The organism is Bordetella tumulicola (genome assembly GCF_965138755.1).
Lineage (GTDB): Bacteria > Pseudomonadota > Gammaproteobacteria > Burkholderiales > Burkholderiaceae_B > Bordetella_A > Bordetella_A tumulicola.
Map to the genome: position 1 here is coordinate 118,341 of NZ_CBCSFP010000009.1, position 23,648 is coordinate 141,988.

Annotated in this window: 19 protein-coding genes and 2 pseudogenes; 11 read left to right on the top strand and 10 right to left on the bottom strand. The window is 60.6% G+C overall.

Annotated elements, in window-relative coordinates; all coding sequences use genetic code 11:
• Positions 1 to 86: 86 nt before the first annotated feature.
• The 5 genes from ACNAZS_RS19785 to ACNAZS_RS19805 all read left to right on the top strand — a co-directional run bounded on the left by ACNAZS_RS19785 (position 87) and on the right by ACNAZS_RS19805 (position 9,740).
• Positions 87 to 3,647, top strand: a complete 3,561-nt coding sequence (locus ACNAZS_RS19785; protein ID WP_415792213.1) for an indolepyruvate ferredoxin oxidoreductase family protein — start codon at positions 87 to 89, stop codon at positions 3,645 to 3,647.
• 305 nt (positions 3,648 to 3,952) lie between these two features.
• Positions 3,953 to 6,877, top strand: coding sequence for a ribonucleoside-diphosphate reductase subunit alpha (locus ACNAZS_RS19790; protein ID WP_415792214.1), 2,925 nt, complete (start codon positions 3,953 to 3,955; stop codon positions 6,875 to 6,877).
• A 27-nt stretch (positions 6,878 to 6,904) separates the two neighbouring features.
• On the top strand, positions 6,905 to 8,089 hold the full coding sequence (locus tag ACNAZS_RS19795) for a ribonucleotide-diphosphate reductase subunit beta (protein WP_415792215.1): 1,185 nt from the start codon (positions 6,905 to 6,907) through the stop codon (positions 8,087 to 8,089).
• Positions 8,090 to 8,402: 313 nt separating this feature from the next.
• Complete coding sequence (locus ACNAZS_RS19800) at positions 8,403 to 9,032, top strand: histone H1-like DNA-binding protein (RefSeq protein ID WP_415792216.1); 630 nt, start codon at positions 8,403 to 8,405, stop codon at positions 9,030 to 9,032.
• A 144-nt stretch (positions 9,033 to 9,176) separates the two neighbouring features.
• Entirely contained in the window at positions 9,177 to 9,740 is a 564-nt protein-coding gene (locus tag ACNAZS_RS19805) for a YggT family protein (protein ID WP_415792217.1), read from the top strand.
• Between the two features lie 131 nt (positions 9,741 to 9,871).
• On the opposite strand, the gene ACNAZS_RS19810 is transcribed toward ACNAZS_RS19805, so the two are convergent.
• From ACNAZS_RS19810 to ACNAZS_RS19850, 10 genes and pseudogenes are all read right to left on the bottom strand, one after another.
• Positions 9,872 to 10,375, bottom strand: coding sequence for an outer membrane lipoprotein (locus ACNAZS_RS19810; protein WP_415792218.1), 504 nt, complete (start codon positions 10,373 to 10,375; stop codon positions 9,872 to 9,874).
• Between the two features lie 98 nt (positions 10,376 to 10,473).
• Positions 10,474 to 11,415, bottom strand: a complete 942-nt coding sequence (locus ACNAZS_RS19815; RefSeq protein WP_415792219.1) for a carbohydrate kinase family protein — start codon at positions 11,413 to 11,415, stop codon at positions 10,474 to 10,476.
• Positions 11,416 to 11,427: 12 nt separating this feature from the next.
• Positions 11,428 to 11,919 (bottom strand): DUF3426 domain-containing protein, encoded by a 492-nt coding sequence (locus ACNAZS_RS19820; protein WP_415792303.1) that lies wholly within the window; start codon positions 11,917 to 11,919, stop codon positions 11,428 to 11,430.
• Positions 11,920 to 12,089: 170 nt separating this feature from the next.
• A pseudogene (locus tag ACNAZS_RS26750) lies at positions 12,090 to 12,798 on the bottom strand (hypothetical protein); the annotation flags it as partial.
• Position 12,799: 1 nt separating this feature from the next.
• A pseudogene (locus ACNAZS_RS19825) lies at positions 12,800 to 12,957 on the bottom strand (zinc-ribbon domain-containing protein); the annotation flags it as partial.
• Positions 12,923 to 13,843 carry a 50S ribosomal protein L11 methyltransferase gene (gene prmA / locus ACNAZS_RS19830; RefSeq protein WP_415792220.1) on the bottom strand — a complete coding sequence of 307 codons (921 nt, stop codon included), beginning with the start codon at positions 13,841 to 13,843 and terminating at the stop codon, positions 12,923 to 12,925. The pseudogene ACNAZS_RS19825 and the gene prmA, both read right to left, overlap by 35 nt.
• A gap of 44 nt (positions 13,844 to 13,887) precedes the next feature.
• Positions 13,888 to 15,234: an acetyl-CoA carboxylase biotin carboxylase subunit gene (accC, locus tag ACNAZS_RS19835; RefSeq protein ID WP_415792221.1), complete on the bottom strand. Its 1,347-nt coding sequence runs from the start codon at positions 15,232 to 15,234 to the stop codon at positions 13,888 to 13,890.
• Positions 15,235 to 15,242: 8 nt separating this feature from the next.
• Positions 15,243 to 15,695, bottom strand: coding sequence for an acetyl-CoA carboxylase biotin carboxyl carrier protein (gene accB / locus ACNAZS_RS19840; protein WP_415792222.1), 453 nt, complete (start codon positions 15,693 to 15,695; stop codon positions 15,243 to 15,245).
• Between the two features lie 129 nt (positions 15,696 to 15,824).
• A complete protein-coding gene (gene aroQ / locus ACNAZS_RS19845) occupies positions 15,825 to 16,259 on the bottom strand; it encodes a type II 3-dehydroquinate dehydratase (RefSeq protein WP_415792223.1) in 435 nt (144 codons plus the stop codon).
• A gap of 130 nt (positions 16,260 to 16,389) precedes the next feature.
• Entirely contained in the window at positions 16,390 to 16,923 is a 534-nt protein-coding gene (locus tag ACNAZS_RS19850) for a TlpA family protein disulfide reductase (RefSeq protein ID WP_415792224.1), read from the bottom strand.
• Positions 16,924 to 16,991: 68 nt separating this feature from the next.
• Between ACNAZS_RS19850 and mpl the strand changes: the two genes are divergently transcribed.
• The 6 genes from mpl (at position 16,992) to mtgA (ending at position 23,546) form a co-directional block, all read left to right on the top strand.
• Positions 16,992 to 18,392, top strand: a complete 1,401-nt coding sequence (gene mpl / locus ACNAZS_RS19855) for a UDP-N-acetylmuramate:L-alanyl-gamma-D-glutamyl-meso-diaminopimelate ligase (protein WP_415792226.1) — start codon at positions 16,992 to 16,994, stop codon at positions 18,390 to 18,392.
• Positions 18,389 to 18,994, top strand: coding sequence for a YqiA/YcfP family alpha/beta fold hydrolase (locus ACNAZS_RS19860; protein ID WP_415792227.1), 606 nt, complete (start codon positions 18,389 to 18,391; stop codon positions 18,992 to 18,994). Before mpl ends, ACNAZS_RS19860 begins: the two co-directional genes overlap by 4 nt.
• Before the next feature lie 51 nt (positions 18,995 to 19,045).
• Complete coding sequence (locus ACNAZS_RS19865; protein ID WP_415792228.1) at positions 19,046 to 20,941, top strand: ribonuclease catalytic domain-containing protein; 1,896 nt, start codon at positions 19,046 to 19,048, stop codon at positions 20,939 to 20,941.
• 102 nt (positions 20,942 to 21,043) lie between these two features.
• The gene (locus ACNAZS_RS19870; RefSeq protein WP_415792229.1) at positions 21,044 to 21,946 is read left to right on the top strand and encodes an energy transducer TonB; all 903 of its coding nucleotides are present in this window, start codon (positions 21,044 to 21,046) and stop codon (positions 21,944 to 21,946) included.
• Positions 21,943 to 22,806: a shikimate dehydrogenase gene (aroE, locus tag ACNAZS_RS19875; protein ID WP_415792230.1), complete on the top strand. Its 864-nt coding sequence runs from the start codon at positions 21,943 to 21,945 to the stop codon at positions 22,804 to 22,806. Before ACNAZS_RS19870 ends, aroE begins: the two co-directional genes overlap by 4 nt.
• A gap of 5 nt (positions 22,807 to 22,811) precedes the next feature.
• Positions 22,812 to 23,546 (top strand): monofunctional biosynthetic peptidoglycan transglycosylase, encoded by a 735-nt coding sequence (gene mtgA / locus ACNAZS_RS19880; protein ID WP_415792231.1) that lies wholly within the window; start codon positions 22,812 to 22,814, stop codon positions 23,544 to 23,546.
• The last annotated feature ends 102 nt before the right edge of the window (positions 23,547 to 23,648 follow it).

Consider the following 23,648-nt stretch of genomic DNA (forward strand, 5'->3'; position numbering starts at 1 on the left):
AATTATAGGGATTACACGATCCAATAACGCAATAAATCGCCACCCCAGCGCCCCTATCATGATCTTAATGACAAGGAGCGAGCATTATGGACGGTACTCCGCGAGATATCTCCCCGACCGCCGAACCGGCGCTCGACCTGGACTATCAGCTGCAAGACAATCTCACGCGCACAGACGGCCCGGTTTTTCTGACGGGCACCCAGGCGATCGTACGGATACTGATCGCCCAACGCCGCCGAGATCGCGAACACGGGTTGAACACGGCGGGCTTTGTGTCGGGATACCGTGGCTCACCGCTGGGAGGCGTGGATATGGCCATGTGGAAGGCCAAAGCGGTCCTCGACGACCACCAGATTACGTTTCTGCCGGGCATCAACGAGGACATGGCCGCCACCGCCGTCATGGGTACACAGCAAGCCGGCGTGCGTGAAGACCGCAAGGTCGATGGCGTTTTTGCGCTCTGGTACGGCAAAGGCCCCGGCGTGGATCGCGCGGGCGACGCCCTGCATCATGGCACCGCTGCCGGCGCCTCACGCCAGGGTGGCGTGCTCGTCGTGGTCGGCGATGACCATACCGCCGTCTCATCGTCCATTCCGCATGCCAGCGAAGCCTCGCTCATCGGTTGGCAAATGCCGATCGTGCACCCGGCCTCGGTCGACGAATACGAAACCTTTGCGCTGTGGGGTTGGGCGCTATCGCGCTACAGCGGCACCTGGGTGGCGTTCAAAGCCGTGTCGGAAACCATTGAAAGTGGCCAGTCCTATACGCCCGCCTCGACCACGTCTTACGATATGCCGGCCAATCCCGAACTGCCGCCCGAGGCGTTGGAATACACCGCGCGCGACTTTCTGTCGCCCGCAGTCGAACATCGCATGCAAACCCGGATCAAAGCCGTGCGAGCGTTTGCGCGCCGCCATAGCATCGACCGATTGGTCTGCCCCGCACAGCACGCCACGGTGGGCCTGGTCACGGTAGGCAAGGCACACCTGGACGCGATGGAAGCCCTGACCCATCTGGGGATCCATCCGCACGCCGCCGATGGCCCGATCCGCATCTACAGACCCGGCCTGACCTGGCCGCTCGATGCCGAGCGCCTCTATGATTTTGCGCGAGGCCTGTCGCACATCTTGGTCATCGAAGAAAAAGGCGCCGTCGTCGAAAGCCAGATCAAGGATCTGCTCTACAACCGTTCCGAGCGCCCCACTGTGATCGGCAAAACCGATCTGGATGGCGAACCCCTGATTCCCTCAACGGGTCAATTACGTCCGTCGCTGCTGGCCGCTCCGCTAGCTGCGTGGCTGAGCCATGCCGCGGGACTGCGTCACCTGTCTGTCCCCGCGACACTGACCTGTCCAACGCCCCTATCCAATACGGCCGATGGCATGCGACGACGCCCTTACTTTTGTTCGGGCTGCCCGCACAGCACCTCGACTAAAGTCCCCGAAGGCAGTCAGGCGCTGGCCGGTGTGGGGTGCCATTACATGGCGACCTGGATGGATCGCAACACCTCCGGCCTGACGCAGATGGGCGGCGAAGGCGCGGACTGGATCGGGCTCTCTCGCTATATCGAGATGCCGCACGTGTTCCAGAACATGGGGGAAGGCACGTATTACCACTCGGGGTATCTCGCGATCCGGCAAGCCGTCTCGGCACGCGCCCACATTACCTACAAGATCCTGTTTAACGATGCCGTCGCCATGACCGGCGGGCAACCGGTGGACGGACCGATTTCGGTTCCGCAGATATGCCAGCAACTGCGCGGCGAGAACGTCGCGCGCATTGTCGTTACCACCGACGAACCCGACAAATACCAAGGCGTCGCGTTGCCAACGGGCGTCACCGTGCACCATCGACGCGAACTCGATGCGCTGCAACGTGAGTTGCGTGACACCGCGGGCGTCACCGTCTTGATTCACGATCAGACCTGTGCCGCCGAAAAACGCCGGCGTCGCAAGAAACAGCAGTTCCCCGACCCGGCGCGGCGCTTGTTTATCAACAGCGCCGTGTGCGAAGGCTGCGGCGATTGTGGCGTGCAGTCCAACTGCCTGTCGATCGTGCCAATGGAGACGCCCTACGGCCGCAAACGCGCCATCGACCAGTCCAGTTGCAATAAGGATTACGCCTGCGTCGAAGGCTTCTGCCCAAGCTTTGTGTCCGTGATGGGAGGCAAACTCCGGCAACGATCCGCGCGCACCCCAAGCACATCCGATGCCCCGGCCCGCCCGTCATCCGGCACCGCGACGGCCGACTGGCGCCATCACCTGGCGGCATTACCCATGCCCGCCATCGAACCGCCTGCGCACCCCTACCGCCTGCTGGTCGCCGGCATGGGCGGCACCGGGGTGATTACCATCGGTGCCATCGTATCCATGGCCGCGCACCTGCAAGGCTTGTCTGCCTCGGTGCTGGATCTGACCGGACTGGCACAAAAAGGCGGCGCGGTCATCAGCCATATTCGGCTTGCACCCAAACAAGCCGCGGATGGTCCGGTACGATTGGACTGGCAACAAGCGGATGCCGCGATTTTGTGTGACCCGGTTGCCGCCACCTCGCCCGACGCATTGGGTGCCTTGCGCCACCAACACACACGAGCCGTCGTCAATCTCTACGTCGCACCGGTCTCCGAGTTCACGCGCCAACCCGATGCCGCGCTACAGCCCGACGCCCTGCTTGCCAAGATTCACCATGCGGTCGGCGCCACGCACACGGCCGCGCTCGATGCCCACCACGCCGCACAAACGCTATTCGGCGATAGCATCCTGTCAAATATGTTCATGCTGGGCTATGCATGGCAGTGCAATCATGTGCCGCTCTCGCACGCGGCGCTGGTCCGCGCCATCGAACTGAACGGCGTCGCCATACAAGCCAACCGCGATGCTTTCGAGGCCGGCCGATTAGCCGCACATCACCCCAAAGCGCTGGAAGCCGCACTGCGCCCGGCGGGGCAAGTGATCCAACTGCACGTCCCGGAGTCCTTTGATCGCGTCGTGGCACGACGCGTTCGTGACCTGACCGCCTATCAAAATGCCGATTATGCGCGCGAGTATCTGCAATGGGTCGAGCGCGTTGCGCAACGCGAACGCGAACTGCTCCCCTCGACGCGACCACCCCGACTGGCTATGGCGGTCGCGCGCAATCTGTTCAAACTGATGGCGTACAAGGATGAATACGAGGTTGCGCGGCTTTACACCGATGGCACGTTTCAGCAGCAATTGCGCGAGCAATTTGAAGGCGATTACACCTTGCGTTTCCATATGGCCCCGCCGCTGCTGGCACGCAAGGACCCCCGCACCGGCGTCCCTCGCAAGATCGCCATGGGGCCCATGACGTTGACCGCCCTGCGGGTCCTTGCGCGTGGCAAGAGCCTGCGTGGTACGTGGCTGGATCTGTTCGGCCGCAGCGCCGAAAGACGCGAGGAGCGCGCGTTGATCGACCAGTACCGCCAAATCATCGAGACACTGCTCGAACATCTCACGGCCGCCAATCTGGCCCAGGCAGCCAGAATCGCCGCCCTACCCGACCAAATTCGCGGCTTTGGACACGTCAAGTCAGCCAACGTGGCCAAATACCGCGCTGCACTGCAACAAGAAATGCAACACTACGGCCCGCAAGCGGCTACGGAGATTTTGCGGCGCAAGCGCGCGTAAAATAGTAAGTGAGAGCAAACACTACGCCGTATGCGCCTGATTGACGCGTCGTACGCATTTTGTCACGAATTATTCATACTCCCTCTGTCACTTCTTCTTGTCTCAATTGCCATTTGATTACTAGAATTAGTGCAAGACGAGGGGTGGTACACTATATATAGTGGTCAAAAGCCAGTGTGGATTGCCTTCCGCCGAGCGTAATCGGGCGTATGCCCTGCGCAGCTAGACCCTCAAACATTCAGATACATTCAGCATCCGGCACGGGGCCTCCCGTGCTCTTTCACGTTATTTCCACAGGAGCTTCCATGCAGACAACGATCGCCTCTGTGACCCGGCCCTCCGCCGTGCCGCCCACCAATCCCGAATCCCCTGCAGACGCCAACGGCGGACAATGGGCCAGCTATAACGTCATTCGCCGCAATGGCTCGGTCGTCGGTTTCGAACCCGGCAAGATCGCCATCGCCATGACCAAAGCGTTCCTGGCAGTCAATGGTGGCCAGGGCGCCGCGTCGGCGCGCGTACGCGAACTCGTCGAAACGCTGACCACCCAATCCGTCAACGCCCTGGTGCGCAACCGCCCGAATGGCGGCACCTTTCATATTGAAGACATCCAGGATCAGGTCGAGCTGGCATTGATGCGCTCGGGTGAGCATGACGTCGCACGCGCCTATGTGCTGTACCGCGAAAAACGCTCACAAGAACGCGCCGCCTCGCAAGTGCAAGATCATGCCGCCGCCCCCGCCCAAGACGAGGAAAGCCACCTGAACGTGGTGGACAACGGCGTGCGCCGGCCGCTCAGCCTGATCTCTCTGCGCACCACCATCGAAGCGGCTGGCGAAGGCTTGAGCGAATTCATCGACGCCGAAGCCATCCTGAAAGAAACCGTCAAGAACCTGTACGACGGCATCCCCGTCGACGAGGTCTTCAAGTCCGCGATCCTGTCCGCGCGCGCGCTTGTCGAAAAAGACCCGGCCTATAGTCAAGTCACGGCACGTCTGCTGCTGCACACGATCCGCAAGGAAGTCCTGGGCGAAGAAGTCTCGCAAGCCGACATGGCGACCCGCTATGCCGAGTATTTCCCTACCTTCATCCAGCGCGGTATCGAAGGCGGCCTGCTCGACGCCAAGTTGGGCAGCTACGACTTGCCGCGTATCGCCGCCGCGCTGGACGCACGCCGCGACCTGCAGTTCGGCTACCTCGGCCTGCAAACGCTGTACGACCGCTACTTCCTGCACATCCGCGGCACCCGCATCGAACTGCCCCAGGTATTTTTCATGCGCGTCGCCATGGGCCTGGCTCTGCGCGAAGCCGATCGCGAAGCACGCGCCATCGAGTTCTATGAAATCTTGTCGTCCTTCGACTTCATGAGCTCGACGCCCACGCTGTTCAACTCGGGCACCTTGCATTCGCAATTGTCGTCGTGCTACCTGACGACCGTGTCTGATGACCTGGAAGGCATCTACGACGCCATCAAAGAAAACGCCCTCCTGGCCAAATACGCCGGAGGCCTGGGCAACGACTGGACGCCTGTGCGCGCCCTGCGTAGCCACATCAAAGGTACCAACGGCGAAAGCCAAGGCGTTGTGCCGTTCCTCAAGGTCGTCAACGACACCGCTGTCGCCGTGAACCAGGGTGGCAAGCGTAAAGGCGCTGTGTGCACGTATCTGGAATCGTGGCACCTGGACATCGAGGAATTCCTCGAACTGCGCAAGAACACCGGTGACGAGCGCCGTCGCACGCACGACATGAACACGGCCAACTGGATTCCCGACCTGTTCATGAAGCGTGTCATGGAAAACGGCGAATGGACGCTGCTCTCGCCGTCCGACTGCCCCGACCTGCACGATAAGTACGGCAAGGCTTTCGAAGAAGCCTATCTGGGCTACGAAGCCAAGATCGCCCGCGGCGAACTGAAGCTCTTCAAGAAGATGCCCGCCGTGTCGCTATGGCGCAAAATGCTGTCGATGCTGTTCGAAACCGGCCACCCGTGGATCACGTTCAAAGATCCGTGCAACATCCGCTCGCCGCAACAACACATCGGTGTGGTGCACAGCTCGAACCTCTGCACCGAGATCACGCTGAACACCAACGATTCGGAAATCGCCGTGTGCAACCTGGGTTCGGTCAACTTGGTCGCTCACATGAAACCCACGGCAACCGGTGGTTTCGAACTCGATCACGACAAGATCAAGCGCACGGTCGACACCGCGATGCGCATGCTCGACAACGTGATCGACATCAACTATTACGCCGTCAAGAAAGCCAAGGATTCGAACGAGCGTCATCGCCCCGTTGGCATGGGCATCATGGGCTTTCAGGATTGCCTGCACATGATGCGCGTTCCTTATGCATCGCAAGCCGCTGTCGAATTTGCTGATCGCTCGATGGAAGCCATCTGCTATCACGCCTACTCGGCATCGAACAAACTCGCACAAGAACGTGGTCACTATCCTTCATACGAAGGCTCGTTGTGGTCGCGCGGCATCTTGCCGCAAGACACGATTGCGATGTTGCGTGATGAACGCGGTGGTCATGTCGAAGTCGATAACTCGAGCACACTTGATTGGGATACGTTGCGCGCAAGCATCAAAGAACACGGCATGCGCAACTCCAACTGCATCGCAATCGCCCCAACAGCGACAATTTCCAATATCATTGGTGTATCTGCGTGCATTGAACCTACTTACCAGAACTTGTACGTCAAATCGAATCTCTCCGGCGAGTTCACGGTCGTTAACGATTATCTCGTTCGTGACCTGAAGAAACTCGGTCTCTGGGACGAAGTCATGGTCGCCGACCTCAAGTACTTCGACGGCAGCCTGTCCCGTATCGATCGCGCGCCTTCCGAACTTCGCGAACTCTACGCCACTGCGTTCGAAGTCGAACCGCACTGGCTGGTCGAGTGCGCATCGCGTCGCCAGAAATGGATCGATCAAGCACAATCGCTCAACATCTACATGGCGGGCGCGTCGGGCAAGAAGCTGGACGACACCTACAAGCTGGCATGGCAGCGTGGCCTGAAGACCACCTACTACCTGCGCACGCTCGGCGCCACCAGCGCTGAAAAATCCACGGGCCGTGGCGGCGAGTTGAACGCTGTCAGCAATGGCCAGACGACTGCGGTAGTCGCTGCGGCAGCTACTGCTTTGCCGGAACCCGAAGTTCTCGGGGCGGTTTGCACGATGCGTCCAGGTGATCCTGGTTTCGAAGAATGCGAAGCCTGCCAGTAATCACCACCGCTTCCGGAGAATTCATTCATGCTTAATTGGGAAAACGACAACCTCGCAACGCAACCGGCGCAATCGCCCGCTCCCGCAGCGGGCGGGCAAGCCGTGCGCCCGGCCACGGGTGCGTTCGCCGATTCGGCGTTGCCGCCTGCGGTCGCAGCCGCCGCGGCAGCACCAGCGAGCGATACCGCCACGGCGCATCGCGTCAAGGCCGCAGACAAGCGCATCATCAATGGCGAGACCGACGTTAATCAGTTGGTGCCGTTCAAATACAAATGGGCTTGGGAAAAATACCTGGCCACTTGCTCCAACCACTGGATGCCGCAAGAGGTCAACATGTCGCGCGATATCGCGCTTTGGAAAAACCCTAACGGGCTGACCGAAGACGAACGCCGCATCGTCAAGCGCAACCTGGGTTTCTTCGTCACGGCCGACTCGTTGGCCGCGAACAACATCGTACTGGGCACCTATCGCCACATCACCGCGCCTGAGTGCCGCCAGTTCCTGCTGCGCCAGGCATTCGAAGAAGCCATCCACACGCACGCTTATCAGTACATCGTCGAAAGCCTCGACCTGGACGAATCCGAGATCTTCAATGCCTACAACGAAGTCCCTTCGATTCGCGCCAAAGACCAGTTCCTGATTCCGTTCATCGATGCCATCGCTGATCCCAACTTCAAAACGGGCACGCCCGAAGCCGATCAAACACTGCTGAAGTCGTTGATCGTGTTTGCGTGCCTCATGGAAGGCCTGTTCTTCTATGTTGGGTTCACGCAGATTCTGGCGCTAGGCCGTCAGAACAAAATGACGGGTGCAGCGGAACAGTACATGTACATCCTGCGTGATGAATCCATGCACTGCAGTTTCGGTATTGACCTGATCAACACCGTCAAACTGGAAAATCCGCACTTGTGGACGCCGGAATTTCGCGAAGAAATTCGCGCATTGTTCCAAAAGGCGGTAGAACTCGAGTACGCTTACGCCGAAGACACGATGCCGCGTGGTGTGTTGGGATTAAATGCACCTATGTTTAAATCCTACTTACGCTTCATCGCAAATCGCCGCTGCCAACAAATCGGCATCGAGCCGTTGTACCCACAGGAAGAAAATCCCTTCCCGTGGATGGCAGAAATGATCGACCTCAAAAAGGAACGCAACTTTTTCGAAACACGCGTAATTGAATACCAGACTGGCGGCACGCTCAGCTGGGAATGACGCACATAGGACCATCGCGCACTGTGGCTTTGCACGATGATCCGATGAAAGCTCCGTCGGCCAGGTATTCGAATACGCATTACCAAGCAGTAGGCAACCTGAGAAGGTTGCCTACTGGCGCCATTTGAGATGGCTCGCGAGATTGCGGGGGCCATATCAAATGGCTGTGCCGAATTCATTAGCGCAAACCGTAGTAGCTGTCGCCCGCAGGGACAGCGGCATGCGCCGATGAATAGCCCGGGCATGCTTCGTTAATAAACGGGGCATTGCACGGGTTCACGTTCTGGGACCCCTGAACTTAAGGAGCATAACCATGGCAACAGCCAAGAAAGCCGTCAAGAAAGCGGTGAAGAAAGTCGCAGCCAAGAAGGCCCCGGCTAAGAAAGCCCCGGCCAAAAAGGCCGTAAAGAAAGTCGCAGTGAAAAAAGTCGCGGCAAAGAAAGTCGCAGCCAAGAGACCGGCTGCGAAAAAAGCCGTGAAGAAAGTCGTTGCGAAAAAAGCGGCCAAGAAAGCCGTCAAAAAAGTCGTTGCTAAAAAAGCAGTCAAGAAAGCCGTCAAAAAAGCCGTCGCTAAAAAAGCAGTAGCCAAAAAGGCCGTTGCTAAAAGAGCACCGGCCAAGAAAGCGGTAGCCAAGAAAGCCGTTGCTAAGAAGGCCGTTGCCAAAAAAGCACCGGCCAAAAAAGCAGCAGCCAAGAAAGCGGTTGCTAAAAAGGCCGTTGCTAAAAAGGCAGTTGCTAAAAAAGCACCCGCCAAGAAAGCAGTAGCCAAGAAAGCAGTAGCCAAGAAAGCAGTTGCTAAAAAAGCCGTTGCCAAAAAAGCACCGGCCAAAAAAGCGGCTGCCAAGAAGCCTGCTGCCAAACCGTCCGCTGCTGCGGCGCAAGGCGCAAAAACCACTGTGAATCCCGCCGCGTCGTGGCCCTTCCCGACGGGTGGCCGTCCGTAATACGGGCGGAGTCGTTCACTGCAGTACCCTCAAAGCCGCCCGGCTTCGGCCTGGCGGCTTTTTGCGTTGCCTGTCGCGATACGCACGCCATGATCATGTGGTCATGCGACAATTAAAATCATTCTCTTTGGCGACTGTTCACACATGCTCGGCGATATTCTCCGCTTTCTGTTCGAAATCACCTTTACGCTGTTTGGCGCCGCGCTGATTGCCCGCGCCTGGATCCACGCCGTACGGCTACACCCCTTTAATCCGCTGGCACGAGGTATCTATCAGTTCACCAACTGGCTGATCCTGCCCATCCGCAAGCTCATCCCCTCTGGCAACGCCATCGACTGGCCCAGCTTGGTAGGGGCGTGGCTCACTGCCCTGCTCTATTTGATCTTGATGTGGCTGGTTTCTATGGGTGCGCTGATCCCGGCCGCGATGCTGCCCGCCGCATTGGGAACATCACTGTTGATGGTGGTCAAGTGGGCACTGAACCTGATCATCTGGCTGACCCTGCTACAAGCGGTGCTGTCATGGATCAGTCCCTTGTCGCCCTTGATGCCCCTGTTGCAGACGCTGACCGCCCCCATGCTGGAGCCCATTCGCCGCATTTTGCCCCGGCGCTCGGCCATCGATTTTTCACCGCTGGTGTTGTTGATTCTGGCGCAAATCGTATTAATGATGCTGTCTCGCCTGACCTTCAGCTTGCTGGGTATCTAATCCCAATGCTAAACGCCCATCCGAGGATGGGCGTTTAAGGGTACCTGCCGCTGTCGGTTATCCGTGATCAGGGCGAAGCGGACGGATCAATCCTGGCCGCTTCACACCTGACTGAACGCGAACAACGCAAATCAATAGGGCGTCACGCGAGTGGGGCCGGCGCCACTGATCACCTGCACGCGCTGACCCACGCTGATCGGCACATCGGCTTCTTGGGCGACCACGCGGGTTTCGCCGTTATCCAGATGCACGGTGATCTCCAGGCCAGAAGCCCGAGCGGCACGGTTTTCGACAGCATTACCTGCCAACGCGCCTAGCAGAGCGCCCCCCACCGTCGCCAGTGCACGGCCCGTACCGCCGCCGACTGCGTTGCCGGCTACGCCACCTAGCGCGCCACCCGCAATCATGCCGACGCCACTGGACTTGGATTCTTCGATGGTGATGGGGCGTACGCTGGTCACCGTGCCATTGCGCACGATCTGCTCGCGTTGCGCCTGATCGTAGTTATACACAGAGCTGGAAGCGCTGTGATTGGCACATCCGCCCAACACAGCCATCGACGTGACAACGGCAGCCACCGCCAGCCAACGGCCAGTACGAGGCGCGAGAACAGAAGTGGATAAATTTTGGCTCATGTGGACTCCTTGGTCGGTAACCACGATTCTATGTTACGGATAATACTCCGGCCCGGACAAGAAAAAATGGGCACGAAACACCATGCAACTTTTTTAACCTAGGCTGGCAGGCCAATACCGTACGCTGCCCGCAGCTGGGCATCAATCTCGCCTCGGCTGGGCGCGTGATTCTGAGGGCCACGCGAGGCGATCTTGATAGATCCCATCACGTTTGCCAAGCGACAACTGTCCAACCAGCTCCAACCTTGGGTTAAACCATACAACAAACCCGCGCGATGCGAGTCGCCGCAACCTGTCGGATCGACCACCGCAGCGGCCTGCACGGGAGGCACCTGCATCGTAGCCCCGTCCGTCAACAGCGTCGACCCTTCGGCGCCACGGGTGACGACCACGGCCTGCAATTGCGAAGCAATCTGCGCCATACTGCGGCCAGTCCGCTGCTCGACAATGCCGGCCTCGTAATCGTTGACCGTCAACACTTGAGCCAAGCCCAGCATACGATCCAGATCGGCCCCGTCAAACAAAGGCATCGCCTGGCCCAAATCAAAAACGAACGGAATGCCTGCGGCATGCAGACGCTCGGCATGTGCGAACATGCCGGCCTTGGAGTCGGGCGCCACAATCGCCCAGGCGGCCGTGGCTCCCGTCAGATCGTTTTGGGCCGACAGCTCCATCGCCCCGGGATGAAAAGCCGCGATCTGGTTGTCATCCAGATCGGTCGTGATGAAACACTGCGCAGTGAAAGTACCGGGCATGACGCGCAAACGCGACGTGTCGATCTGCAGCGTGCGAAAGCGCTCGAGATAGTCCGTCGCATCTTCGCCCACGGTGGCCACCGGCACCGGCTGGCCACCCAACAATTTCAGGTTGTAGGCGATATTGCCCGCGCAACCGCCAAACTCCTTGCGCATCTTGGGGACGAGGAACGACACGCTAAGCGACTGGATACGATCGGGCAGCATGTGCTCTTTAAAACGCCCCTCGAAAACCGCAATGGTATCGAACGCCATCGAACCACACACCAGAACAGAAGCCGTCATGCCTGTCATCCTTCAGGGAAAAAACTTATGGAGTTGAAAGCCGTTGACATGTGCGCCGGCTATTTCGATAGGAACCGCAATATTCAGCTCGGCGCCGGGTTCAAAGGGCCGATCGGCCTGATCCGCGGGCAAATAGTCCGAGGGTAGCAAGACCTTGCGTATCACCACGGTATCGGAAAGATCGGACAGGTCCAGTCGCAGCGCAGGCCACTGCTGCGGCTGATCATACTGATTACGTAGCGACGCACGCAGCACCAGCACGCTGCGGCCATTCTCCGGAGCACCCGCCCGGCCCCGCGGCGGCTGCAATGACGAAGACGTGATCGCGATATCTTTGATGCGTCGGGGATAACCGATTTTGCAGCCCAACGGCTCGCAAAGGCGCTCGAGCGTGGGGCGTAGCTCAGGCGACATACCGGCGATGGCCGAGCGGTAGACAAAAATCAACTGAGCGGCCAGCACCAGCAACCCGATGACACACGCGTAACCCCACAAGCTACGCAAGAAGGAGCGACGCGCCTGGTGATCCGGGTCCAGAAACTCGGGAGGCGTGCGGCCGACATCGGTCTCGCCGTGATAGCGCGTGCGCGCCTCACCCAGAATAACGGGAGTATTCTCGTCGCGATCTTCGTGATCACGGGCGTGGTAGCTGACGCGCGCGTGCTCATCGTCGNCGGCGCCGACGGCGTCACAATGATCGTCGGCATCGCGATGATCGGCATCCGCGTCATCGCCAACGTAGCGCTCGCCAACGTAGCGCTCGCCAACGTAGCGCTCGCCAACGTAGCGCTCGTCGACGTAATGCTTGTCGACGTAATGCTTGTCGACGTCGTGTTCGTCCAGGTCGTGTTCGCCTCGGCCGTGTTCATCTTCGGCGTCGTCCGGTTCGTCGACGGCGCGCGTGTCAGCGGCGGCACTCGGGCCGCTGCCGGGATGCGTCGTGCGGGCCGTGACATAGGGATCATCCGCCTCAAGCTCATCGCTATCGTCTTGCTCGATCGTCTCACCCAGGTAGGGATCTTGCCTGGCGATGTGAGATCGCCCTCGCAGTACGGCCGGCGACGCCGACGCGGCGGGCGCGGCAATAAACGGCTCGGACGGAGGGCCGGAGGGCGCCGTCAGGACAACGGGCGTCTCGAGAATATCGGGATCCTTCGATACCAGGAGAGACTCGGGGATAGCGGGCTCTCCGGATACCTGGAAAGGCTTGGGGGTATCGGGTCCTCTGGATGCCTGGAGAGACTCCGGGATAGGAGGGGCCTTGGATACCTGGGGGGTCTCGGGCAAGACGGAAGGAGTCGAATCCGCTGGCGCAACGTCTGTGCTTTCGAGACGCTCGGGAATCTGTGCGACCAGGCAAGCGCGACCGTCGAACACGGTCGCNCACTCTCCACAGCGCACCAAACCATTACGTACCCGCAATTGATCAGGCACGACCTTGAATGTAATGCTGCATTGCGGGCAGCGAGTGGTCATGGCCATGAAGCTCTCCCCGATTGGTGGTGCCTCAGGCCTTGCGCCCGTGCAGACAAACCCAGCCATCCCGGGATTGCCATACCGACATCGTCAACCAGGGCGCATACGCCGCGGCGACTTCTTCGGCCTGGCGTTCCAGCACGCCTGACAACACCAATTGGCCGCCCGGCGCCACACGTCCCGCCAGCATGGGAGCCAACACTTTGAGGGGGTTAGACAAAATATTGGCCACAACGACTTGATAAGCCCCATCGTTCAAGCCATCGGGCAGCAACGCCTGTAACTGTACCTGATTGATCTGGGCGTTGTCGGCTGTCGATTGCACCGCCTGGGGATCAATATCGACCGCATCCGTCGGGCCCGCACCTAATTTACGGGCCGCAATGGCCAAAATGCCCGAACCACAACCATAGTCGAGCACCGTCGCTCCTGCCGGCAACTCGGCCTCTAGCCAGGCCAGGCACAAGTGCGTGGTGGGATGGCTGCCGGTACCAAAGGCCAAGCCGGGGTCCAATTCGATATGGATGGCGTCGTCGGCAAGCGTCTCGGCGGCCGAAACAGCCGGATCGTCACGGTGCCAGCTAGGCACGATCCAGATACGCTCGCCGATGTGAATCGGGCCGAACTGCGACTGCGTCAGCCGCACCCAGTCGGCATCGGGCACCTCGCGCAGCGACCAACCGCCCAACTGAATGGGATCCAGCCCCGCCTCGGCGGTAGCTTGCTCGTAGATCTGGGCCGGATCGGCGCCATCGGGCAGCAACGCGACCACGCGATTGCGATCCCAGGCCTGCACGTCGGGCTCGGTGCCGGGCTCGCCAAACAAGGGACGCTCGGCGTCGGTGCCCAAGTCGGCATCCTCGACGGACACGGACAAGACGCCGGCTTCGAGCAGTGCCTCGGAGAGTGCCTCGGCCTGCGCCTCAAGGCAATGAAGGACGAGTTCACGCATGACGATGTATTCCGGCAAAAGCGGGCCCGAAGGCCCGCCTGGCATCAAGGGCGCTGGGCCAGCTTGTGCTCAAGATAATGAATGCTGGTGCCGCCTTCGATAAAGCGGGCGTCCTGCAATAATTCGCGATGCAGAGGAATGTTGGTGGAAATGCCTTCCACCACCATTTCAGACAGCGCGGTACGCATACGCGCCAGCGCCTGTTCGCGCGTATCGCCATACGTGATGACCTTGGCGATCATGGAGTCGTAGTTAGGCGGTACGAAATAGCCGTTGAACACGTGCGAATCAATGCGCACCCCAGGGCCACCCGGCGTATGCCAGTTGGTGATACGGCCCGGGCTGGGAACGAAGCGGAACGGGTCTTCGGCGTTGATACGACATTCGATGGAGTGGCCCTTGAATGCGATATCACGCTGACGCAGCAGGAATTTTTCGCCCGCGGCAATCAAAATCTGCTGCTGTACCAGGTCGATCCCGGTGATGAACTCGGTCACTGGGTGTTCGACCTGAATACGCGTGTTCATTTCGATGAAATAGAACTCACCGTTTTCGTACAGGAACTCGAACGTACCCGCGCCCCGGTAGCCCATCTTGCGGCAGGCGTCGGCGCAACGATCGCCGATACGCTCGATCAAGCGGCGGGCAATGCCGGGCGCCGGAGCTTCTTCGATGACCTTTTGGTGGCGGCGCTGCATGGAGCAGTCACGCTCGCCCAGCCAGACCGCATTGCGACCGCCGTCGGCCAGCACCTGGATCTCTACGTGGCGAGGATTCTCGAGGAATTTCTCCATGTAGACTTCGGGATTGTTGAACGCCGCGCCGGCTTCGGAACGAGTCATCGCCACGGCATTGAGCAGGGCGGCCTCGGTATAGACCACGCGCATCCCACGGCCACCACCACCACCGGCGGCCTTGATGATCACCGGATAGCCGACGTCGCGCGCCGCGCTCAGGATTTCCTGGGGATCGTCGGACAACGCACCTTCGGAACCGGGCACGACCGGCACACCGGCCTCGATCATGGAGCGCTTGGCGCTGACCTTGTCGCCCATCAAACGGATGGTGTCCGGACGCGGTCCGATGAATACAAAGCCGCTTTTCTCGACACGCTCGGCAAAATCGGCGTTTTCGGACAGGAACCCATAGCCCGGATGGATGGCTTCGGAGTCAGTGACCTCAGCTGCCGAGATAATGGCCGGCATGCTCAGGTAGCTTTCGCGCGAGGGGGCCGGCCCGATACATACGGACTCATCGGCCAGGCGTACGTATTTGGCGTCGCGGTCGGCCTCGGAGTGCACGACCACCGTCTTGATGCCGAGCTCGCGACAAGCGCGTTGAATACGCAGCGCAATCTCGCCACGGTTGGCGATCAGGATTTTTTCAAACATATGCGCAATTAGCCAATGACAAACAGCGGTTGACCGTATTCGACGGGCTCGCCGTTTTCGACGAGGATCTCTTTAATGACGCCGGACTTGTCGGCCTCAATCTCGTTGAGCAGCTTCATGGCTTCGATAATGCACAGCGGATCGCCTTCTTTGACGGACTGGCCGACATCGATGAAAGGCCCGGCACCAGGATTGGGCGCACGATAGAAGGTACCGACCATGGGCGCCTTGACGACGTGACCTTGCAACACCGGGGCCGCCTCGGCGGCCGGCGCGGCACTGGCGGGCGCGGCCGGGGCAGGCGCCGCGGCACCCGCCTCGGGAGCGTGGTAAGCCACCGGTTGCAGCGTCTGCGAGAACTTGACGATACGAACCTTGCCTTCGCCTTCGGTGATTTCAAGCTCGGCGATGCCTGATTCCGCCACCAGGTCGATCAGGGTCTTGAGTTTTCGGAGATCCATAGAAGCTGCTTCCCGATTAATGTTGTCAGCGCGTCTTCATCAAAGTCGCGCTGCATCGTATGTGTATATGAGATAAGTGAAAATACTGAGACTGCGATGCCGCATCAAGACTAGCGAATGCAACGTTGACTAGTGCCGTGCCGCATAACGCACTGCCGCCTCGTAGCCATCAACGCCCAGGCCGCTGATCATGCCCACAGCCAGATCGGACAGGTAAGAATGCTGCCGGAATGACTCGCGTTTATACAGGTTCGACAAATGTACTTCAATAAAAGGAATTGCAACCGCTGCCAAGGCGTCCCGCAAGGCGACGCTGGTATGCGTGTAAGCCCCCGCATTGATGACGATAAAGTCGGTGCCATCCTGGCGGGCCGCCTGAACACGGTCGACCAATGCGCCTTCGTGATTGCTTTGCCATGCGGTCAGTCCCGCACCCAATTGCGCGGCCAGCGCTTCCAGCCCCTGATTGATCTCAGTCAGCGTCAGACTGCCGTAAATATGGGGTTCGCGTGAACCCAGCAGGTTCAGGTTGGGGCCATGCAATACCAGGATGTGTTGCGCCATAAGGATCGCGCCAGAGACTAGCCGAAATGTCGGCAAAACTATCGATAAACCGCCTTTTTACGCCTATCCGCACTATTTGTCCAACAATCATCATAAAGTAACGCATGAAGATGGACCGGGAAATGCGCAATCAAGCAGCGGCAAGTGTACTCAATGTACGGTCAAGATCGTCGAATTGTATCTGACCTAGTATTTTACGGTTAACACCGCCATTTGCGTCGAAAATCAAGGTAAATGGCAGCCCCCCGGCCGGGTTACCCAGCGTGCGTAAAGTATCTATCGCACCCGGCCCCATGACCAGCAGTGGGTAGGACACTGGCACTTTTTGCAGAAATTGCCGCATGTTTTCGACTTTATCGACGCCAATGCCGACAAATTGGATGCCGGCGTATTTTTCTTGCAAAGCCTGCAGTTCGGGCATCTCTTTCACGCAAGGTGCGCACCAGGTTGCCCAAAAATTGACCACCATCGGGCGCCCCTGCCACTGAGCCAGGGTATGTGGCTTGCCCTCCAGATCCGGCAAGGACAGGGCACGCAAGGCGGCCACCGGATCCGCGGCACCAGGCTCGGCGGGCGGCGGATGGCCCCATTCACGATAGGCAAAGCCACCGGCGGCCATGGCAGCGACGGCCGCGCCTGCGTAGAGAAATAGACGACGGTTCATGGCCCGATCATAACCGCAGACGACGACACATACCGGCCTGCCTCTACAATGCGCGCAGGAGAATATTCATGCATCTGCACATCCTTGGTATTTGCGGCACATTCATGGGGGGACTTGCGCTCATTGCGCGGGCCGCCGGGCATCGCGTCACAGGTTGCGACACGGCAGTTTATCCGCCCATGAGCACCCAGTTGGCCGAGCAAGGCATCGAACTGATTGAGGGCTATGGCGCAGACCAGATGGCGCTCGCTCCCGACCTGTACGTGATCGGCAATGTCGTCACCCGTGGCAACCCGCTGATGGAAGCCATTCTTAACGCAGGTGCGCCCTATGTCTCGGGGCCACAATGGCTTGGCGACCATATTCTGCCCGGCGCCCACGTGCTTGCGGTCGCCGGCACGCACGGCAAAACCACCACCAGCGCGATGCTGGCCTGGGTCCTCGAGGCCACCGGCCAACGGCCGAACTTCCTGATTGGCGGCGTGGCGCACGACCTCAAGGTCTCGGCGCGCTACGACCCGGCGGTACGTCCTTTTGTGATTGAGGCCGATGAGTACGACACGGCGTTCTTCGACAAGCGTTCGAAATTCGTGCATTACCGTCCGCGCACCGCTATCTTGAATAATCTGGAATACGATCACGCAGACATCTTCCCCGATCTGGCGGCGATCGAAACGCAGTTTCATCATTTGGTGCGTACTATTCCCAGCCTGGGCCGCGTCATCGTGCCCACCGGCAGTGAAGCCCTGGATCGTGTGATCGCACGCGGATGCTGGTCGGAGACCATGAGTTTTGGCGCCGATGGCGCCTGGCAAGCCGGCCCGGTGGACGCGCAAGGCGCCTTTGAAGTGCTGCGTGATGGGCAGCCGCTCGGCACGGTACGATGGTCGCTCGGCGGAGAACACAATCGTCTGAACGCCCTGGCGGCGCTGGCCGCGGCCGAGCATGCCGGCGTCAGCCCCATCGATGGCATCAACGCGCTCAGCCGGTTTGGCGGCGTCAAACGACGCATGGAGTTACGCGGCACCATCCATGACATCAAGGTCTACGATGATTTCGCCCACCATCCCACGGCGATCGAGACCACGCTGGAGGGCTTACGCCGACAAGTCGGCCAGGCACGCATCCTGGCGGTCTTGGAACCCCGTTCGAACACAATGAAGCTCGGCGCCATGGCCGCACGCCTGCCCGAGTCGCTGCGCCTGGCCGACCAGGTATTCTGCTTTGGCGCGCGCAGCGGCAAGCACGCGTTGGGCTGGAACCCTGACGAGGTCCTTGCTCCCTTGGGCGAGCGAGCGAGCAGCTACGACGACCTGGACGCGCTAGTCCGCGCCGTCGTCCAGGCGGCCCGCCCCGGCGATAACGTGCTGGTCATGAGCAACGGTGGCTTTGGCGGGGTGCATGGCAAGCTGCTCGATGCGCTGGCCCGGCAAAACGGCGCCCCTGTCCCGGACGCAAACGTATCATGATCCTGTACCTGCACGGCTTTCGCTCCTCGCCTGACTCGTTCAAAGCACGCCTGATGGCCCAGACCCTGGCCGAGCGCGGCTTGGCAAGCGAACGCGACTGGCAATGCCCCCAATTGCCCGCCAGCCCCAAGGCGGCGATGGCGCTGGCGATGAGCCTGGCGCATCGTCAATTAGCAACGGCGACGTCCCCCCGCGCCCTGACCGTTATTGGGTCATCGTTGGGGGGCTACTATGCCACGTGGCTCGCCGAGCAATTAGACTGCAAGGCCGTGCTGCTCAATCCTGCCGTTCACGCCCCGCGCGATTTGGCCACACAGGTGGGCCAGCACCGCATGTATCATTCCGACGCGCCATTCGAGTTCCGGGCGGAGTATGTGGATGAGCTGGCCGCCGCGCAGGTGGCCGCCATCACTCGGCCCGAACGCTATTTCCTGATCGCGGCCACAGGCGACGAAGTCCTGGACTGGCGCGAAATGCGTGACTGTTACACGGGCTGCCGTCAGCGGATTGTGCCGGGTAGCGACCATGGGTTGTCGGACTTTGCGCAGTGGCTGCCCGAGGTGCTGGATTTCGCTCAAACGGATTCAAACTCAATTAATTAGCCCCCCACTCTGGCGGGCCTGCGCGACTATCGCGCCCTCGATGGACTGATTATGTACGTGTTTTACGAAGAAGACGGCGGCTTCAAGGCTGGCAATATCATGTCGGAAACCGACGCCAGCCTGCAGGTGGAGTCGGAATCTGGCAAGCGCAGCAAGCTCAAGCGCGCCAACGTCCTGTTTACGTTTTCCGATCCCGCGCCCAGCGCTCTGCTCAACCAAGCCGCAGAGGACGCCGAGGCCCTGGACCTGCAGTTTCTGTGGGAATGCGCGCCACAGGAAGACTTCGACTCGGCCACACTCGCCGCCGACTATTTCGGTCATGCCCCCAGCGCGGTCGAACGCGCGGCTCTGCTGATGCGCCTGCACGGCGCACCGGCCTATTTTCATCGACGCGGTAAAGGCACCTATCGCCCTGCCCCGCCCGATATCCTGGCGGCCGCCCTGGCCGCGCTGGAAAAGAAGCAGAAGCAGGCCGAACAGCAGCAACATTGGGTGGACGAAATGGCCGAGGGCCGCCTGCCCGAGGAAATCGCCCAGATTGCCGAAACGCTGCTGATCCGGCCGGACAAGAACAGCATGCCCTGGAAGGCGTTGGACGCAGCATGCGCCCGCCTGCACAAGAGCCCCGACCGGCTGCTGCTCGAACTGGGCGCCTGGCCGCATGCACTGGCATTGCACAAGCGCCGCTTTCTGGCCACGCACTTTCCTCGCGGCACGGGCTTCCCGCAGACTCCCGTCCCGCCCCTGGACCGCGAACTGCCGTTGGCCGATGCAGAAATTTACTCGGTGGACGACATCACTACCACGGAGATTGATGACGCTCTATCCGTCACGTCATTGCCCGACGGACGCGTTCGAGTCGGCATTCACGTGGCGGTCCCCGGGCTGAGTGTCACGCGCGACAGCGATCTGGACAAGCTGGCCCGCGCCCGCCTGTCCACGGTGTACATGCCTGGCGAGAAAATCCCGATGCAACCAGACAATGTCATCCAGGCGTTTTCGCTGGACGCGGGGCGCGAAGTCCCCGCCCTGTCCCTGTATGTCACGGCCGACCCCGCCACGGGTGAAATCTTTGAGTCCGACACGCGTATTGAACGTGTCGTACTGCGGGCCAATCTACGCCACAACGAACTGGACGGCCAGATAACCGAGGCCGCCCTGAGCGATCCCGATACACCGCTGCCCTATGGGCACTGGCTGCGCCCGCTCTGGCAATTGGCCATGTCCTTGTCGGCACGGCGCGACGAGGTGCGCGGCAAGCCCGAGAACAATTCTCGAGTGGAATACAGCTTTTATCTGGACGGCAATCCGGATAATCCGGACACGCCCGTACGCCTGGTTCCCCGCCAACGCAATGCGCCGCTAGACCGCCTTGTGGCCGAATACATGATTCTGGCCAACAACCTGTGGGGCGGCTTGCTGCATCAACATGGCGTGCCGGGCATTTATCGCTCGCAACAGGCGGGCCGCGTACGCATGAGCACCCAGGCGCTGCCTCACGAAGCAATCGGCGTGCCCCAATATATCTGGAGCACCTCGCCACTACGACGCTATGTCGATCTGGTCAATCAATGGCAACTGATTGCCGCGGTGGACAATGGCGTGTCGGCGCGGTTGGTTGCGCCCTACAAGCCGCGCGACGCTGATCTCTTTGCCATCATCGGCGCATTCGATGCTCAGTACGCCGCCTGGAACGAATTCCAGAACAGCATGGAGCGCTACTGGTGCCTGCGCTGGCTGCAGCAACAGGGCATCACGCGCGTTGTAGGCCACGTGTTGCGAGACGATCTGGTTCGCTTAAGCAACGCACCGTTGGTGACTCGCGTGGGCGGACTGCCGGAACTGGAGCGCGGCGCCGCCGTCGAGCTGGATATTCTGGGCTTTGACGAATTGGCGCTGGAGCTCGATTGCCGGTACGTCGGACTGGTTAACGCAACGGACTCATAATCTGTCTCGGCCCGGTTATAGCCGCATTCCTGCGTGCACAACCGGGGCTCCACTGGATAGCGGATCACCACGAACCTGCGTCCAGACGTCTAAAATGCGCGTGTGCAACATTCTGCTGATTTTCACTCGACGCCAGGCGGGTGGCTGCACTGGTTAAGTGCGCCCGCCCAGCACTATTTACGGATCGGTCTGGCGATCTCGCTACTTCTGCACGCCGGCGCGCTGGCGTGGCGCCTGAGCGCGCCCTCGCCCACTCAAATCTCCGTGCCGGCGCCGCTGGAAATCACACTCGTCAATGCCCACACCAAAACGGCCCCTGTCCAGGCGCAAGTCATTGCGCAAAGCCAGGTAGACGGTGGCGGGAATGCGGATCAAGGCGTCGCCGCCACACCGCTACCGCGTACGGGAGAGGCCTCCGAGACGCTGGTGTTACAGGCCATGCGCCGCCGCCAAGCGCAACTCGAGGCCGAACAAATGCGGCTGCTCACGCAGTTGCAGGCACAGTTCCAGGTGGGAGCAGAACGCCAGGCCGTCTATCCCTGGCGCGACGCGACCGTTCAGGGCGAAGACGTGCACGAGCAACCTGGCATCGTCCAGAATGCCCAGATCGCCACACTGGCCAGCCGTATCCAGTCGTATAACGCACAACCACGCAAAACCTTCGTGGCCCCGTCCGCGCAGGCGTCGCACTATGCCGCCTACCTGGACGCCTGGCGCGCGCGCATCGAAGCCACCGGCACCCAGCATTACCCACAGCAGGCAAGCGGCCGTCTGTACGGCTCGCTGCAGATCACCGTCTCGATCCACGCAGATGGTCGCGTGGCGGATGTCGAGATCGACCGACCCTCCGAACATGCCGTCCTGAACCGTGCTGCACGACGCATTGTGCAACTGGCGGCACCCTTTCCGCCCCTGCCTGACGACATCGCGAGCGACACCGACATCCTGGTCATCACCCGCACCTGGCATTTCGTCAACGACTCCCTAAAAACCGAGGCGCCATGACTTCGTCCAGCCCACTGCCCCGCTACGCCGTCATCGGCAACCCCGTGGCGCACAGCCGCTCACCGCAGATTCACGCTCTGTTCTCGACACAGACCGGCAAACCCCTGCAATACGAGCCTCTGCTCGCGCCCCTCGATGGATTCGCGGCCACGGTACAAGCCTTTCGCGACCAGGGCGGCCTGGGTCTGAACGTGACCGTGCCGTTTAAAGCCCAGGCCTTTGAACTGGCCCGCGGCCATTTAAGCGAACGCGCCCGCCTAGCCGGGGCCGTCAACACGCTATGGCTACAAGACGGCGCCTGGCATGGCTGCAATACCGATGGCGTCGGCCTGGTGAGCGACCTGCTGCGACTGGGCGTGACGCTGATCGGCGCGCGCGTCTTGCTTGTAGGTGCGGGCGGCGCGGCACGCGGCGTGCTGCAACCTCTCGCTGAAGCAGGCTGCGCCCAACTCCACATCGTCAACCGTAGTCCCGAGCGTGCCCACGATCTGGCGGCCATTTGGGTAGCCGCTCCCACGACGACCCGCACGCGCGTGACGGCAGGCTCGCTGGCCGAAGCCGGCACCCTCGGCGGCTGGAACCTCGTCATCAACGCCACCGCCAGCAGCCTGCAAGGTGCCGCCCCGGACTTGCCCTCGCGCCTGTACGCCCCCGATGCTCTCGCCTACGACATGATGTATGCCGCCGCGCCAACGGCGTTCATGCGACAGGCCACGGCCGATGGCGCTACCCGCAGCGCGGACGGCCTGGGAATGCTGGTGGGCCAGGCGGCGGAAAGCTTCCTGATCTGGCACGGGGTACGCCCCGACGCCGCAGCGGTGTTGACCACACTGCGCGCCGCGCTGCTGGCCAAGGGCTGACCCGGATGGCCACGCGCAACTCGACGGTACGCCGGATTCGCTGGGGCCGGGTCATCGGCGCCACCCTGATGGCACTGCTGTGCTTCGTGATCATCTACCAGTTGTGGATGTTCTGCCAGGTCGTCTGGTATGCCTATCGCGACCCGGGCAGCAGTTCAATCATGCGCCAAGAACTCTCACGCCTGCGCGAAACCAACCCGCATGCCGAACTCCAGTATGAATGGACCCCCTACGACAAGATCAGTTCCTCCCTCAAACGCGCCGTCATCGCCTCGGAAGACGCCAAGTTCACCGAGCACGATGGCGTCGAATGGGATGCCATTCGCAAAGCATGGGAATACAATCAGCACCAGGCCGAAGAAGGCCGCAGCAAAATGCGCGGCGGCTCGACCATCACCCAGCAACTGGCCAAAAATCTATTCCTGTCGGGTTCACGCAGCTACGCACGCAAAGGGCAGGAGCTCGTGCTGACCTACATGATCGAACACGTCATGCCTAAACAGCGCATTCTCGAGCTCTATCTGAATGTCGCCGAGTGGGGTGAAGGCGTCTTTGGGGCCGAGGCGGCGGCACGTCACTACTACAAAGCCCACGCCAATGGCCTGAGTGCCTCGCAAGCGGCCCGCCTGGCGGCCATGCTGCCCAACCCCCGTTATTATGACAAGCACCGCAACACTCGCTACCTGAATTCGCGTACCGCCACCCTGACCCGTCGCATGCGACAAGTTGACATTCCTTAACCGCACGAAAGCCCCATCTCGCCACATCGATGCAAAACATCGTCGATGTCGCGAGCGATTTTGGTAAGCTTTCATGTTTTACGCGCATACCAACGCGACTCA

Bases quoted from the DNA above. Each gene is read 5' to 3' on its own strand.
- accB (WP_415792222.1), bottom strand. From the start codon at position 15,695: ATGGATCTCCGAAAACTCAAGACCCTGATCGACCTGGTGGCGGAATCA.
- ACNAZS_RS19810 (WP_415792218.1), bottom strand. From the start codon at position 10,375: ATGAGCCAAAATTTATCCACTTCTGTTCTCGCGCCTCGTACTGGCCGT.
- ACNAZS_RS19790 (WP_415792214.1), top strand. From the start codon at position 3,953: ATGCAGACAACGATCGCCTCTGTGACCCGGCCCTCCGCCGTGCCGCCC.
- aroE (WP_415792230.1), top strand. From the start codon at position 21,943: ATGACTTCGTCCAGCCCACTGCCCCGCTACGCCGTCATCGGCAACCCC.
- ACNAZS_RS19785 (WP_415792213.1), top strand. From the start codon at position 87: ATGGACGGTACTCCGCGAGATATCTCCCCGACCGCCGAACCGGCGCTC.
- ACNAZS_RS19850 (WP_415792224.1), bottom strand. From the start codon at position 16,923: ATGAACCGTCGTCTATTTCTCTACGCAGGCGCGGCCGTCGCTGCCATG.
- mtgA (WP_415792231.1), top strand. From the start codon at position 22,812: ATGGCCACGCGCAACTCGACGGTACGCCGGATTCGCTGGGGCCGGGTC.
- ACNAZS_RS19800 (WP_415792216.1), top strand. From the start codon at position 8,403: ATGGCAACAGCCAAGAAAGCCGTCAAGAAAGCGGTGAAGAAAGTCGCA.
- ACNAZS_RS19865 (WP_415792228.1), top strand. From the start codon at position 19,046: ATGTACGTGTTTTACGAAGAAGACGGCGGCTTCAAGGCTGGCAATATC.
- ACNAZS_RS19860 (WP_415792227.1), top strand. From the start codon at position 18,389: ATGATCCTGTACCTGCACGGCTTTCGCTCCTCGCCTGACTCGTTCAAA.
- prmA (WP_415792220.1), bottom strand. From the start codon at position 13,843: ATGCGTGAACTCGTCCTTCATTGCCTTGAGGCGCAGGCCGAGGCACTC.
- ACNAZS_RS19815 (WP_415792219.1), bottom strand. From the start codon at position 11,415: ATGACGGCTTCTGTTCTGGTGTGTGGTTCGATGGCGTTCGATACCATT.
- aroQ (WP_415792223.1), bottom strand. From the start codon at position 16,259: ATGGCGCAACACATCCTGGTATTGCATGGCCCCAACCTGAACCTGCTG.
- ACNAZS_RS19805 (WP_415792217.1), top strand. From the start codon at position 9,177: ATGCTCGGCGATATTCTCCGCTTTCTGTTCGAAATCACCTTTACGCTG.
- ACNAZS_RS19795 (WP_415792215.1), top strand. From the start codon at position 6,905: ATGCTTAATTGGGAAAACGACAACCTCGCAACGCAACCGGCGCAATCG.
- mpl (WP_415792226.1), top strand. From the start codon at position 16,992: ATGCATCTGCACATCCTTGGTATTTGCGGCACATTCATGGGGGGACTT.
- accC (WP_415792221.1), bottom strand. From the start codon at position 15,234: ATGTTTGAAAAAATCCTGATCGCCAACCGTGGCGAGATTGCGCTGCGT.